At 56.0% G+C, this 13959-nt stretch carries 11 protein-coding genes; 7 read left to right on the top strand and 4 right to left on the bottom strand.

Annotation, left to right across the window (positions count from 1 at the left end; all coding sequences use genetic code 11):
- The first annotated feature begins 249 nt into the window (after positions 1–249).
- A complete protein-coding gene (locus JI62_RS11025; RefSeq protein ID WP_088700198.1) occupies positions 250–2106 on the top strand; it encodes a methyl-accepting chemotaxis protein in 1857 nt (618 codons plus the stop codon).
- A gap of 4 nt (positions 2107–2110) precedes the next feature.
- Here the strand turns inward: JI62_RS11025 and JI62_RS11020 are convergent, their stop codons facing one another.
- Positions 2111–3037 (bottom strand): LysR family transcriptional regulator, encoded by a 927-nt coding sequence (locus JI62_RS11020; protein ID WP_088700197.1) that lies wholly within the window; start codon positions 3035–3037, stop codon positions 2111–2113.
- Positions 3038–3217: 180 nt separating this feature from the next.
- Between JI62_RS11020 and JI62_RS11015 the strand changes: the two genes are divergently transcribed.
- Entirely contained in the window at positions 3218–3994 is a 777-nt protein-coding gene (locus JI62_RS11015) for a ferredoxin--NADP reductase (RefSeq protein WP_007112363.1), read from the top strand.
- 112 nt (positions 3995–4106) lie between these two features.
- Here JI62_RS11015 and glnK read toward each other — a convergent pair whose 3' ends face one another.
- The 3 genes from glnK to JI62_RS11000 form a co-directional block, all read right to left on the bottom strand.
- Positions 4107–4445, bottom strand: a complete 339-nt coding sequence (gene glnK, locus JI62_RS11010; protein WP_007112362.1) for a P-II family nitrogen regulator — start codon at positions 4443–4445, stop codon at positions 4107–4109.
- A gap of 189 nt (positions 4446–4634) precedes the next feature.
- Positions 4635–5882, bottom strand: coding sequence for an ammonium transporter (locus JI62_RS11005; RefSeq protein WP_088700196.1), 1248 nt, complete (start codon positions 5880–5882; stop codon positions 4635–4637).
- Positions 5883–5926: 44 nt separating this feature from the next.
- Positions 5927–6265, bottom strand: a complete 339-nt coding sequence (locus JI62_RS11000) for a P-II family nitrogen regulator (protein ID WP_007112359.1) — start codon at positions 6263–6265, stop codon at positions 5927–5929.
- 356 nt (positions 6266–6621) lie between these two features.
- Here JI62_RS11000 and JI62_RS10995 point away from each other — a divergent pair, with 356 nt between their 5' ends.
- The 5 genes from JI62_RS10995 (at position 6622) to JI62_RS10970 (ending at position 13915) form a co-directional block, all read left to right on the top strand.
- Complete coding sequence (locus JI62_RS10995; RefSeq protein WP_088700195.1) at positions 6622–6978, top strand: accessory factor UbiK family protein; 357 nt, start codon at positions 6622–6624, stop codon at positions 6976–6978.
- 227 nt (positions 6979–7205) lie between these two features.
- Positions 7206–9359, top strand: a complete 2154-nt coding sequence (locus tag JI62_RS10990; protein WP_240513221.1) for a TonB-dependent receptor — start codon at positions 7206–7208, stop codon at positions 9357–9359.
- A 49-nt stretch (positions 9360–9408) separates the two neighbouring features.
- Complete coding sequence (locus JI62_RS10985; RefSeq protein WP_088700193.1) at positions 9409–10407, top strand: helix-turn-helix transcriptional regulator; 999 nt, start codon at positions 9409–9411, stop codon at positions 10405–10407.
- A gap of 334 nt (positions 10408–10741) precedes the next feature.
- Complete coding sequence (locus JI62_RS10975; RefSeq protein WP_088700242.1) at positions 10742–12844, top strand: TonB-dependent siderophore receptor; 2103 nt, start codon at positions 10742–10744, stop codon at positions 12842–12844.
- 171 nt (positions 12845–13015) lie between these two features.
- Positions 13016–13915, top strand: a complete 900-nt coding sequence (locus JI62_RS10970; protein ID WP_088700191.1) for an ABC transporter substrate-binding protein — start codon at positions 13016–13018, stop codon at positions 13913–13915.
- Positions 13916–13959: the final 44 nt, after the last annotated feature.

Raw genomic sequence — 13959 nt, 5'->3', positions numbered from 1 at the left:
ATTAAGGAATCGGCGGTAGCGCTATATCCTACCTATAGGGGCCTCTTTTTGAGGCCCCTACTTCGTTATCCATCCCGCCTTAATCCGGTTTAATCCAGCGCGTATCTTCTCTCTTGCAAACCTCTAGCTACTCGAACTGACACATACGCCTAAAGTCGTATCTATCGGTGCCGATAGCATGACAGCAGATATTACTTACCAAGCGGTCAACTTCTGACCTTATTTTTCCTGAATAGCGAGACTTTCTTAATGCTGTCGTCCCTACGCTTGCGCATCCTGACGATCACTTTGGTGGTTATCACGCTGGCACTGACCATCAACGCCTCCGTCAGCTATCTGACCTTGCAGGCTCACAACGAGCAGCAGATAACTCGGCAACAGGCCTCCATCGTACAGGGTAACGCCCTAGCCATTGAGGAATGGGTATCTGCCCGTGCCGCTATGCTGGAAGCAACTCGCGCGCCCGTGCTCGATAATGCTCCTCTTGAGCCGCTAAAACAGTTAGCCGACTCAGGCGGGTTCATAGCGGCCTTTTATGGCCAAACCGATGGCAGCCATCTTTCTTCCGATGGCTGGATACCACCCAATGACTATGACCCTCGCCAGCGCGACTGGTACCAAGCAGCCATGGATCAGGATCGCACCATCGTCTCGCTGCCCTATGTGGACGCCAACAGCAATCGCTTAGTGGTTACCTTTGCTACACCGGTCAAACGTGAGGGTCGCCTGTATGGAGTGGTCGGCGGAGATGTAGCGATCGATAATCTGGTCAATCAGGTCAACGCTATTCAACCGACGCCGTCGAGCTTCGCTTTTCTAAGCAGTGGCGGCGAGACGCTGATCGCGCACCCCGACACTGCGCTGACTCTTAAGCCATTAAAGCGGGTCAGCGAGACCTTGACCCCTGCCGTTATCGAACGGCTTAGCGCTACACGAGACGCCTGGGAGCCTATCCAGGTTGACGGCCAGACCAAGCGGCTATCGGCAACCCCCATCGCCGGTACCGACTGGGAACTTGGCGTGGCGTTAGATGAGTACGAAGCGACTGCCGGCCTGCGTGCCATTCTCCACTCTTCATTGATCACGTTGCTGGTCATTATCGCAGTGACTGCGCTGTTGCTGAGTCTGTGGCTCAAGCGTACCTTCGCCGGTCTCGAGCGGGCGCGGGATGCCCTGGATGACATCGCTAGCGGCGAGGGAGACCTGACCCGCCGACTACCGGAGCAAGGCCGTGATGAAGTGGCCCAGATGAGCGGCGCCTTCAACCGCTTCGTAAGCAAAATGGAAGCGGTATTAATCGATGTACGCACCAGCAGCGAGTCGGTTCACCACGCGGCGAACGAAATTGCCATGGGAGGGCAAGACTTATCCCGTCGCACCGATAACGCCGCCGCAAGCCTACAGCAAACGTCAGCTTCGATTGAAGAAATCACCAGCACGGTTCAACACACGGCGGCCTCCGCCAAAGAAGCCAACAAGCTTTCTCAGACCGCCTCAGAGGTCGCCAACGAAGGCGGGAAGGTTGTCGCAAATGTCGTGACCACCATGGAAGACATTACTCACGCGTCGGATAAGATCGGTGAGATTGTCACCTTGATGAACAGCATTTCATTCCAGACCAACCTGCTGGCGCTTAACGCATCGGTGGAAGCTGCCCGCGCTGGCGAGCATGGCCGTGGTTTTGCCGTAGTGGCCGATGAGGTACGCAAGCTGGCCGGGCGCAGCAGTGATGCCGCCAACGATATCCAGAAACTAATTGAAGATTCCCAAAGCAAGGTCAATAACGGCACCACGCTCGTGCGCAACGCTGGCGCCACCATGCAGGATATCGTGGCGCACATTACTCGCGTGACCGATGTCCTCGAAGAGATCAATGCGGCCACCAGCGAGCAAAGCGAGGGCATTAATCAAGTCAACATCGCTGTCGCAGAGCTGGATCGCATGACCCAGGAGAACGCGGCCATGGTGGAAGAGTCCACGACCGCTGCCGAGCAGTTGAAAGAGCAAGCCGACCATTTAGCGGTCACCATAGGCAGCTTCAAGCTGTCTCAACACCCACCGGCTCCGCTCACGTTAAAGTCCGCCCAAGCGTTGCCATCGTTTTGAGGGATTAAGGAATCGGCGGTAGCGCTATATCATCACTGCGCTTGGCCCCGGCAGTCATTTCACGGCACAGACGCAGGAATTCGCGCACGCCGGTGGTGAGGTATTTATGCCGGTGCCAAATAAACGTGAACTGACGCTTTAGATCCAACTCCGGCGTGGGCAGCGGCACCAAGCTACCCCGCCGGAAGGCATCACGCAGCGCCAAGCGCGAGACACAGCCAATCCCCAGCCCCGACTCCACGGCACGCTTAATGCCTTCCGTATGCTCCAGCTCCAGCAGGGTATTGAAGCGGCTTCGGCGGTGGCGGGCAGCATGCTCCAGCGTCATGCGGGTGCCAGAGCCCTCTTCGCGCATTATCCAGTCTTCACGCAGCAATTGCTCAAGCTCAAGGTGCTCACGACCCGCCAGCGGATGACGTGGCGAACAAAACACGCACAGCTCATCTTCGACCCAGGGCTGGCTGATGATCATGTCATCGTCGCACTGCCCCTCAATCAAGCCTAAATCCAGCGAGTGCTGTCGCACACCCTCGATAATATGGCGGGTATTGCGCACCGCTAACCGCACACGACTCCCCGGATGACGCTGCATAAAATCGCTAATAAGCAGTGTCGCTAAGTAGTTACCGATAGTTAGCGTAGCGCCTACATCAAGCGTGCCAACCCCTTTCTGACCGCGCAGAAGCTCTTCAATCTCTTCACCTCGGTCAAGCAGCGCCACCGCTTTGGGCAATAGCTGAAAACCGAGTGCGTTGAGTTTTAGGCGTTTACCAATCCGATCCAGCAACTGGCAGTCAAACTGTCGCTCAAGCTCCGCAAGCGCGGTACTGGTTGCTGACTGAGACATGGCCAGCGCCCGCGCCGCATGGGAGACGCTCTCATGCTGGGCAACCGCCACAAAGACTTCCAACTGCCGCAGGGTGTAGTGCATAGCGTCTGACCTTTATTTGATCTATATCTATTTTTCAGATAACCGTTATCAATATAATTCGCTTAACAGATATACCACTCTTTGCTTAGACTTGCTGGCAACATATTTAATCATTTTTATTCTTTTTAAGAATATGACCGATGCGGACTAGCGCCAGCATCGACTAATGGAGAAAACGGCATGAGTAAGTTTGCTCTGGAAGAAGTGCTTAGCGTTCACCACTGGAACGATACCCTGTTCAGCTTCCGCACCACCCGCGAGCGCAGTCTTCGCTTCAAAACCGGTCAGTTTGTGATGATTGGCTTGGAAGTGAATGGCAAACCGCTGATGCGTGCTTACTCCATCGCCAGCCCCAACTACGAGGATCACCTGGAGTTCTTCAGCATTAAAGTGCCCGATGGCCCGCTCACGTCACGCCTTCAGCACCTGAAAGTAGGCGATCAGATTATGGTTAGCCGCAAGCCCACCGGCACGCTGGTATGCGATGACCTACTACCCGGCCGTAACCTCTACATGCTCTCCACCGGTACCGGCTTGGCGCCGTTTATGAGCCTGATCCAGGACCCTGAAGTGTACGAGCGCTTCGAGAAGGTAGTGCTGGTTCACGGTGTGCGGGAAGTTTCTGAATTAGCCTACGCCGACTTCATCACCAAAGAGCTGCCAGCCCATGAATACCTGGGTGAAGACATCGCTGAAAAGCTGGTCTACTACCCCACCGTTACTCGGGAAGAGTTCCACACCATGGGACGCCTGACCGACCATATTCGTACTGGCAAGCTGTTTGAAGACACCGGCCTACCGCCCATCGACCCGCGCCAGGATCGTGCCATGATCTGCGGTAGCCCCGCCATGCTGGACGACACCAGCGCACTGCTCGACGAGCTGGGCCTGAACATCTCGCCGCGCATGGGTGAGCCGGGCGACTACGTCATTGAGCGTGCGTTTGTTGAGAAGTGAGTAGAAAAATTCTAGCCGCTTTAATGACTACATCACTAATACAAAGCCCCTACTGGAGATGATCCGCAGGGGCTTTGTGCAACTTACGCCTTACAATTCACATTTCACAAACCTAAACCGCGTCTTTGCCCGTTTCGCCGGTACGGATACGAATCACCTGCTCCAGCGGCATCACAAAGATTTTGCCGTCGCCGATTTTACCCGTGTTAGCCACCTGAGTGATCGCATCAATCACTTGCTCCGCCATGTCGTCGTCCACGGCAACTTCCAGCTTCACCTTGGGTAGAAAGTCCACCACATACTCAGCGCCACGATACAGCTCGGTATGCCCTTTCTGGCGCCCAAAGCCTTTTACTTCCGTTACCGTAATGCCCTGCACGCCGATATCGGAGAGTGACTCGCGCACATCGTCGAGCTTAAACGGCTTGATAATAGCTGTGATCAATTTCATTACCATATCCTCTAACTGGGTGGCCGTGATGGGGTCGGGTTGAACGGCTGAGATTGCCCAACCGATGACCGCTAACTACCAGCATACACCGCTATCGGCAGAGAATAAAAAAGCCTCCCACTAAGGGGAGGCCAGAAGGAGCACGCCAGCTCAATTGGTCAGCATTAAATTATTTCTTAATACCGCTGTTTATTTCTTAATGCCAAATTCGGGATAAGCTTCAAGACCGCACTCAGCGATATCAACGCCTTCATACTCTTCTTCTTCACTAACCCGGATGCCCATGATGGCTTTCAGGATGAGCCATACCACCAGGCTTGCCAGGAAGACCCAACCGAAAATACCGGCGATACCGATGACCTGAGCACCGAACGACGCACCATCGTTAGTCAACGGTACTGCCAGCACGCCCCAGATACCCACAACACCGTGAACCGAGATTGCACCGACCGGATCGTCCAGCTTCAGTTTATCGAGGGTAACGATGGCAGCGACTACGATGATGCCGCCAACTGCACCGATAATAGTGGCACCCAGCGCAGTCGGGGAGAGTGGATCAGCGGTAATGGCGACCAAACCTGCCAGTGCACCGTTCAACGCCATGGTCAGATCCGCTTTGCGGAACCACAGTTTGGCCAGAATCAGTGCGGCAATCACACCACCCGCAGCAGCAGCGTTAGTGTTTACAAATACTTGCGCCACATTGTTTGCAGAATCGACAGCCGCCAGCTTGAGCTCAGAGCCGCCGTTGAAACCGAACCAACCCATCCACAGGATAAAAGTACCTAGCGTGGCCAAGGGCATGTTGGCACCCGGAATCGCATGGATAGAACCGTCTTTACCGTATTTGCCTTTACGAGGGCCTAGCACGATCACACCCGCTAGCGCAGCCGCCGCACCGGCAAGGTGCACAATGCCTGAACCCGCATAGTCAGAGTAGCCCACTTCAGACAGCCAGCCGCCACCCCAAGTCCAGTAGCCAGACACCGGATAGATAAACGCAGTCATAACGACAGCAAAGGCCAGGAAGGCCCAAAGCTTCATACGCTCAGCCACGGCACCCGACACAATCGACATGGCGGTTGCAACAAATACGACCTGGAAGAAGAAGTCAGAACGCATGGAGTAGTAAGGTGCGTCGTCACCACCAGCAGTCACTGCATCAACGCTGTTTTCCGCACCAATCAAGAACCCCAGATTGGGCAGGAAGCCGCCAGCGCTGCTGGAGTACATGATGTAGTAGCCCACCAGCAAATACATGGTGCAGGCAATGGCGAACAGCGCGATATTCTTGGTAAGGATCTCAGCGGTGTTTTTGGAGCGTACTAAGCCCGCTTCTAACATGGAGAAGCCTGCCGCCATCCACATGACGAGCACACCGCAAATTAGAAAGTAGAACGTATCGAGCGCGTAGCTCAGATCAGTCAACTCATTCATTGTAAGTTCCCCGTTGAACTATAGAAATGATCGGAAAAACAGCGTTAAACGGCGTCTGCACCGCGTTCGCCCGTCCGAATCCGAATAACGTCTTCAAGCGGCGTCACAAACACCTTGCCGTCACCGATCTTGCCGCTGTTAGCCGCACTGCAAATGGCATCCAGCACACTCTCTAAGCGGGCGTCGTCTACGGCCACTTCCACTTTTACCTTGGGTAGAAAGTCGACCACATACTCCGCGCCACGATACAGCTCGGTATGCCCTTTCTGACGGCCAAAGCCTTTAACTTCGGTAACCGTAATGCCCTGAACGCCGTTGTCGGCCAATGCCTCACGAACGTCGTCGAGCTTAAATGGCTTGATGATAGCGGTGATGAGTTTCATCCCGGATCTCCCCTGCTGGATAAGTCTTGCTAGATGGGTAGCGGCACAGCCGCCAGAATAAGCACCTGAACCGATAATGCGCATACTGTGCCAGCTGACTTTTTTTTCTTATATGTCAGCCAATTACCCGGCAACCAAGCAAACTGCAGGGCTAAATCTGGGCAAAGTCCATTAACGCGCCACCGCTATTGCACCAAAAAAGAGCGTAAGCAAAAGTTGCCTGCTCTATTTCGATGCAGACCAAGCGCTCCACAGTAAAGTCACGTGATACATGCGAATTCGCCGACTGTTGCGTATCCTTACCAGTAAGCGATTTTTAAAATGTTCATTTAGCGAGTTATTAAGGAGAGAGCGCTATGGTGCCTCAAGACCGCATCAGCCGACTGGCCCAGCAGCTTGGCGACCGTTTACAAAACGCCTCCCAGGCGCCGGAAGATATTCAAAAGGGCGTGCAGCAAGTCGTACGCGGCGCCTTTGACCGCTTGGAGCTTGTCTCGCGGGAGGATTTCGATATTTTAATGGACGTACTGCAACGTACCCGTTCACGGGTAGAGGCGTTGGAGCGCCAAGTGGCTAACCTTGAAGCGACCGTTGAAGCTGCTGCCCCAGCGGCCACGCCAATGGAAGCAGAGGCACCGCCGGTACCTACCCCCGAACCGGACGCCGATACAGATACAGATACAGATACAGACCAGAAGAATAAGCCCGCTTAACCCTTCCGCTTTAAGCGCAGCCATAGGGCATTGGCCTGTTGCTGCGCCTTACTCTTGCTACAAATATTCATTCGCTGGGACGGGCAGGCCAGCGAATGCCTCTACCCATCAACCATTGTTAACCAAAAAACAAATACGAATCACTATCGTTGACTTTGGCTTACGTGATGATAACCTCCGCTTCTTACTTGCTTATTTCCTCTATTATCGTTTGCGGATCGTTACCTATGCACGCGCTGTTATTTGCAAAATCGCCTTTTCCCAAATCGCCGTCGTCAACCGCTGCGCTCATTGGCACCGGTCTATTGCTGGGCTTCTCCAGCAGTGTTTTCGCCCAAAATACGGTGTCAAACGCGGACGAAGAGGAGACCATGGTTGTCGTGGGATCCCGTACGCCCACTCAGATCAGCCAAATTCCCGGTGCGGTGTGGGTGATCGACAAAGAGATGCTACAACAACAGACCCGCAATGGTGCAGACCTCAAGACGGCATTGGGTCGCTTGGTGCCGGGATTGGATCTGGCGCCACAAGGGCGCACCAATTATGGGCAAAACATGCGTGGGCGTGGCGTGCAGGTGCTTATCGACGGCGTCTCGCTCAACGGTTCCCGCGGGCTTTCCCGTCAATTCGATGCCATTGATCCCTTCAACATTGAACGTGTGGAAGTGCTTTCCGGCGCCAGCAGTCTGTATGGCGGCGGTGCTACGGGAGGGTTGATCAATATTATTACCCGCAAAGGCGAAGAAGGCCTGAACTGGCGGACTGAAGCCGGCATCACTTCCGGCTTTAACAGCAGCGATGATATGGATCGGCGTCTGTCACAATCGATCAGCGGCGGCAATGAGCGGGTTCAAGGCTATCTGGGGACTGCCATTGGTGACAACGGGCGCCACTATGACGGCAGCGGCCAGGAAATCTTCCCCGATATCGCCCAGACCGACCTGCAGGACAATCGCAGCATTGATGTATTGGGCAACCTCTCTTTTCGTTTGACCGATGAACAGAGACTGGAGCTGGGCGCCCAGCTGTACCGTTCAGGCTATGAAGGTAATCGGGGTGTCTACTTTCCCAACCTCGACGCAGCCACGCCCAATTTAAACGATGCCGAGATCCGTGACGGCTACCGTTCACAGCGCGATCCGGAAACCGACCGTAAGCTCGTCAACGTCAACTATCACCACGCCAACCTGTGGGGGCAAAATTTCTACCTGCAGGCGTTTCACAGGGAGGAGGAGTCCAGCTTCCAGGCCTTTCCCTACCCAGTCGCCGACGGCCTGCAATTTCGCGCCTCACAGCAAAATACCGATTTAAGCGGCATCAAAGCGCTGTTTGAATCGCGCCTGGGTGATGACGTTTCGCTAACCTACGGCCTCGATCTGGATAGGGAAACCTTCGATGCCAGCCAGATGCTGTTCGATACCGACATCTCGGACGCCTCCGGCGGCCTGGTTCAGCAGGCATCGGGGCTTGAACCCCGCTACCCCGGTTATCAAGTGGACGGGCTTTCAGGCTTCCTCCAGGGCGACTGGCAGGCCACCCAAGCGCTCAAGCTCTCCGCCGGGTTGCGTCAGCAGCATATGGACGTCGAGGTGGATGAATTCCAGGGGATTCCTGGCGGCAAGAATGACTACGAAGCGACGCTCTTCAATGCCAGCGCCCTCTACGACTACCGCAACGGACACCAGAACTGGCTGCAGTTTAGCCAGGGCTTCGAACTGCCGGATCCCGCCAAATACTACGGCAAGAGCCCCGACGTCAGTGTCGATAACAACCCTTTATCTGCCATCGAGACGGATCAAGTAGAGCTAGGCTGGCGCTACCAGGGGGGCAACTGGACGGCACAAACAGCGCTTTACTACGCCTGGTCGGACAAGGCAGTAGAGAACGCCGAGGATTTAAGCGTCAGCGTTGTGGATGAGAAGAAGCGCGACTTCGGCCTGGAAAGCGCCGTGACCCGTTACTTCGACAATGGCCTGGAGGCCGGGGGCACTCTGCACCTGGTGCGTTCCGAGCAGGAGAACGACCAAGGGGAGTGGGAGAAGCGTGATGCCCGCTATGCCTCGCTCTCTTCCGCCACCGCCTTTATTGGCTGGACGGACTATGTACGTTCGGCTCGCTTGCAGGCCAACCACAACTTCGACCTGAAAGACGATGCCGACCGGGAGATCGATGGCAATACCACCCTCGACTTATCGCTCAGTCAAGACACCGATTTTGGCACCTTAAGCCTGGGCGTGCAGAACCTGCTGGATGATCAGTACTCCACCGTCTGGGGACAGCGAGCAGCCATGTTCTATTCGCCCTACTACGGCCCAGAGTACCTCTACGACTACCAGGGCCGCGGGCGTACTTACACCCTGAACTGGTCGATGGCGTACTAAGTGCTGGTTCGCTGCTCGCTGACAACCGCTCAAGGGTGAGGTAACGGGGATGGCTACACTCGGCTCGATAACGCCATCTTGCGTACCACTCACCACCCATGACCTGCTGGCTATTGGTCAGCGCTTCGGGATCGACTACCGCTTTCCCGAAGCGCCCGACGGCTCCCAGCCAGCGCACTGTGTTGCCCGAGGGCGGGTGATGGACGTCGAGATAGACCCCACACTGCGCGTGACACACTCGGATCTTGACGTCCTGCACGCTTACGCCTCCACTTCCCGGCGTGCCGCGCCTTGGTTTCTCAGCGTGATACTCGAGGGCCATATCCAAGTCGGTCTAGGGCACCAGTCGTTTCAGTTGCAGGCTGGCGACGCTTTTAGCGCGCATTTCAACGAGCAGACCGGGCTTGAGGTCTTCCAGCCCGCACCACAGCGTTTGCGCATCCTCAACGTATCGCTTCTGGCTTGCACAGAGCTGCTCTCTTTATCGTCCATTAACTGTTCGCCTATCAATTTTTCCCCTCCGGCAACGCCCGTACTGCATACCTGGCAGGTGCCGCAGTTCCTTATTCATAGCCTGGAGGCAGCGCTGGCTTCGAACTGGCCAGTAGAGCGACAGCGCCTGCTATGGCAAGGTCTCGCGCTCCAGTTATTAGCGCATGGGCTGCCTGCCGCCCCCCTTGAGTCCAGCGACGCAGGAAAAGCCGTCAGCCTACCGTCGGGTCTAACCCAGCGCGACCACCAACGCCTGGAGCACTTGCGTCAGCAGCTCGAACACTCCCCCAACCAGGATTATCGGCTTGAGCAGTTGGCCCGCAACGCCGCGATGAGCCCGAGCAGTCTACGCAGCAAGTTTCACCGCTGTTACGGCTGCTCGATATTCGACTACCTACGACGTTGTCGCCTGACCCAAGCTCAAGCGTACTTACGCAAAGGGTATAGCGTGCAGCAAACCGCTCACGCCTGCGGCTACCGCCACGCCACCAATTTTGCCACCGCCTTTAAACGCGCTTTTGGCATTGCGCCCCATGAAGTACACCATCGCCATTAAAAGCCGCAGGGTTGTTTTTGGAGCGGTCAGGAGCCTCTGATTAACGTAATGAGCGCAGGCCAGACAAGGCAAAAATCAACGAAAAAAGGATCGGATTCGCGCGCGAATTTACGTGGGTGTAAATGAGCATTTTGATCGGACTCGCGCACGAGGCGATTTTTAACGCCGTATGGGCAAGCGTAATAGTTAATCAGAGGTTTCCTAAGTTCCTCTGTTGGACATTTTTTGGCAGCACGCATACGCCCTTTGTCATTGCGCATACCTTTCAACCGCCATTAAGCGCAATAATTCTCATTAACACATTGGTTAATTGATGCTTATTGCAGGTGCCTTCATGTTCATCCCCCACCACCGTTTTCTACGCTCTCCGCTTAGTGCCGCCGTTCTCTCGGCACTGGCTGTTTCCCCGCTATACGCTCAAGAGAGCACCGAGCTAGCCACCGTCACGGTGACTGCCCAGCAGGCTGCCACCAAAGTGGAAACGCCGACGATCGAAATACCCCAGAGCGTTTCTACGATTACCCGCGAACAGATGGATAGCCGCGGCGTAAGTACCGTACAGCGCGCCACCGACTACACGCCGGGTGTCTACAGCAACCAGGTCGGCGCCTCCAATCGCTTCGACTACCTGGTACTGCGCGGGTTTTCTGACGGCAGCTTGAGCAATACCTTCCTGGATGGCCTGAAAGTCATGGGTGATGCCAACTCCCATAGCAGCATGCGCATTGACCCATGGTTTCTGGAAAGCATTGAAGTAGTGCGCGGGCCCGCCTCGGTGCTCTATGGTCGCGCTTCCCCTGGCGGGGTGGTCGCCCTGAACAGCAAGCGGCCAGCGTTTGAACAGGGCGGTGAGCTGCGTTTTCGAGTGGGTAATAATAACCAGCGCAGCGCCGCTTTTGACCTCACCGGGCCGATTGGCGCAGAGCAACGGGTGGCCTTTCGCCTGACCGGCATTGCCAGCGCCGCGGATACCCAGTTTGGCCCGGCGGAAGAGGAGCGCTATGCCATAGCGCCCCGGCTCACCTGGGATATCACCGATGACACCAGCCTCACCGTAGAAGCCTACCTACAGGATGAACCCGAAGGCGGCTACCACTCCGGCGTACCCTATGAGGGGGCCGTGGTTGCCCATAACGGGCGCAAAATCAGCAACAACTTCTTTGATGGTGAAGAGGAGTACGACACCTACGAGCGCACCCAGCGCATGGTCGGCTACGCCCTTGAGCACCGCTTCAACGACCAGGTGACCGGCCGCCAGTTAATGCGCTACCTCAATTCAGACGTGGTGCTCAATCAGGTCTACGGCTTTGGCTGGGTATCACCAGACTCAGACGAACTCACCCGCTACTACTCCGGCAGTGATGAGTCGCTGGAAGCCTGGACGCTCGACAACCAGTTAGAAGCCACGATCAGCAGCGGCTTTATGGATCACACGCTGCTGTTCGGGGTTGATTACCAGCAGCGGGAAAACGACGTGTCGTGGCCATCGGGGTATTTCCCGCCGCTCAATGCGTTTGACCCGGTTTATGGCAGCGACCCCATCGAGTTTTATGCCCCGGTACGCGAACGCCATGAGATCGACCAGACCGGGGTTTACCTGCAAGACCAGATAGCCCTCGATAACTGGCGCTTTACCCTGGGTGGCCGCTACGACTGGGTGAATATCGACAATGCCAACCGCGATAGCGGTGATACCAGCTCCCTCAGCGACACCCAGTTCAGTGGCCGCGCCGGGGTGGTCTACCTGTTCGATAACGGCGTAGCCCCCTACCTGAGCTACTCCACCGCGTTCACCCCCACCAGCTTCGTGGATGAGAGTGGCGATCTGCTCAAGCCCATGGAGGGCGAACAGTGGGAAACCGGCATTAAATACCAGCCTAACGGTAGCCAAAACCAATACAGCGCGGCGCTGTTTCATATCAGCCAGGAGAACGTCGCCACCAAAGAGCAGCCCACCGACCCATACCGCGCTGTAGGGGAGATCGAATCCCAAGGGCTGGAGCTGGAAGCGCAAACCCAGCTAACGGATACCCTCTCGGTTCAAGCTGGCTATAGCTTCACCGACATCACCTACGCCAAAAGCGACGATGGTAACCAGGGCAACAACGCCATTTACTCCCCGCGGCACCAAGTGCAGCTCTGGGGCCACTACGAGGCCAACAAGGGCTGGCTGAACGGCGTGGATATGGGGGTCGGCGTCCGCCACTACGCGGATATCGCCGCTGACCGGGCCAACACCGAAACCGTGCCCGACTACACCCTGGTGGATGCCACCATTGGTTATGACCTGAGCCATGTTGGCGTTCAAGGTGTCGAAACACGTTTAAACGTGAGCAATCTACTCGATAAAGACTATGTGGCCTCCTGCAACTCGCTTGAGTATTGCTACTTCGGTGCGGAGCGCGGCGTCACCGCCAGCGTTCACTACCGTTTCTAAACGCTCGTGCTAGGCAGCGGTTCCAGCCCTTATCTAAGCATCGTTAATTTCTTGTAACTCCACCTGCCCAGGCCACTCCACCTGGGCATTTTTTTCTTGAATGCAGGTTTGCAAACAATAAATATTATCGTTTAAATACAGCCCTTATTTTCTGGATGGCCTCTCACCACCATGCGCCACACCAACCTGTTCTCTTTGCTCGCGCGCTGCGGGCTATTTGCCGTTTGTATGCTGTACCTGTCGGCCGCCCAGGCCCAGTGGGCCACGGTGGACTGGACGATCGCTGAAACACTGCTGGCCATTGATGCGCCGGTTAGCAGTGTTGCTCAACAGAGTGACTACCACGCCTGGGTAGGTGAGCCTCATATTCCCGATAGTGCCACCGATATGGGGCTGCGCACCCAGCCCAATATGGAACTGCTGGCCCAGGTGCCACCAGAACAGACGCTTATTTCGCCCATGTTTGCCGGTTTGACACCGCGCCTGGAGCGCATCGCCCCGGTCACTTCATTCTCGCTCTACTCGCCCGGCACCGATACCTGGCAGGAGATGCAAATCCTGACCCGCCAGCTAGGCGAATTAACCGAGCGCCAGCCCCAAGCAGAAGAGCTAATTGAAGAAACCCAGGCCTTGATGACAAGGCTGCGCGAATCCCGCACCCTCTCACCGTCAGAAACTGCGCCGCTGCTGATGGTGCAGTTTATGGATGCCCGACACGTGCGGGTGTTTGGGGAAAACAGTTTATACAACGCCGTGCTGGCACAGCTAGGCCTCCCCAATGCCTGGGATCAATCCACGAATGCTTGGGGGTTTGCACTGGTAGGGATTGAAGCGCTGGCGCGCTACCCAGAAGCAACGATGGTAATCATCGACCCGCTGCCCACCGGAGTCGAGGAAAAGCTTGCCAAAAGCGGCCTGTGGCAGCAGCTCCCCAGCGTCAGGCACGGCAGGATAGTACACCTGCCGCCGGTATGGAGCTTCGGCGCACTTCCCTCCGCCCAGCGCTTTGCCCGGAAGCTGACGACGGCGTTGGAGGCAGCGCCAGCGGTTAGCCATCAGGGCAATGAGTAGAAGAGCGTGAAGCTACCAAAGCGTTCTTAATTACGATAGGTTAA

Origin of the sequence: Halomonas campaniensis, assembly GCF_002211105.1 — a bacterium.
Classification (GTDB): Bacteria; Pseudomonadota; Gammaproteobacteria; order Pseudomonadales; family Halomonadaceae; genus Vreelandella; species Vreelandella campaniensis_A.
This window is presented reverse-complemented; position numbering and strand designations above follow the sequence as displayed.

What these genes read in the sequence shown, in the direction of transcription:
- JI62_RS10975 (WP_088700242.1), top strand. Translation starts at nt 10,742, where the DNA reads ATGTTCATCCCCCACCACCGTTTTCTACGCTCTCCGCTTAGTGCCGCC.
- glnK (WP_007112362.1), bottom strand. Translation starts at nt 4,445, where the DNA reads ATGAAATTGATCACAGCTATTATCAAGCCGTTTAAGCTCGACGATGTG.
- JI62_RS11005 (WP_088700196.1), bottom strand. Translation starts at nt 5,882, where the DNA reads ATGAATGAGTTGACTGATCTGAGCTACGCGCTCGATACGTTCTACTTT.
- JI62_RS10990 (WP_240513221.1), top strand. Translation starts at nt 7,206, where the DNA reads ATGCACGCGCTGTTATTTGCAAAATCGCCTTTTCCCAAATCGCCGTCG.
- JI62_RS10970 (WP_088700191.1), top strand. Translation starts at nt 13,016, where the DNA reads ATGCGCCACACCAACCTGTTCTCTTTGCTCGCGCGCTGCGGGCTATTT.
- JI62_RS10985 (WP_088700193.1), top strand. Translation starts at nt 9,409, where the DNA reads ATGGCTACACTCGGCTCGATAACGCCATCTTGCGTACCACTCACCACC.
- JI62_RS11000 (WP_007112359.1), bottom strand. Translation starts at nt 6,265, where the DNA reads ATGAAACTCATCACCGCTATCATCAAGCCATTTAAGCTCGACGACGTT.
- JI62_RS10995 (WP_088700195.1), top strand. Translation starts at nt 6,622, where the DNA reads ATGGTGCCTCAAGACCGCATCAGCCGACTGGCCCAGCAGCTTGGCGAC.
- JI62_RS11020 (WP_088700197.1), bottom strand. Translation starts at nt 3,037, where the DNA reads ATGCACTACACCCTGCGGCAGTTGGAAGTCTTTGTGGCGGTTGCCCAG.
- JI62_RS11025 (WP_088700198.1), top strand. Translation starts at nt 250, where the DNA reads ATGCTGTCGTCCCTACGCTTGCGCATCCTGACGATCACTTTGGTGGTT.
- JI62_RS11015 (WP_007112363.1), top strand. Translation starts at nt 3,218, where the DNA reads ATGAGTAAGTTTGCTCTGGAAGAAGTGCTTAGCGTTCACCACTGGAAC.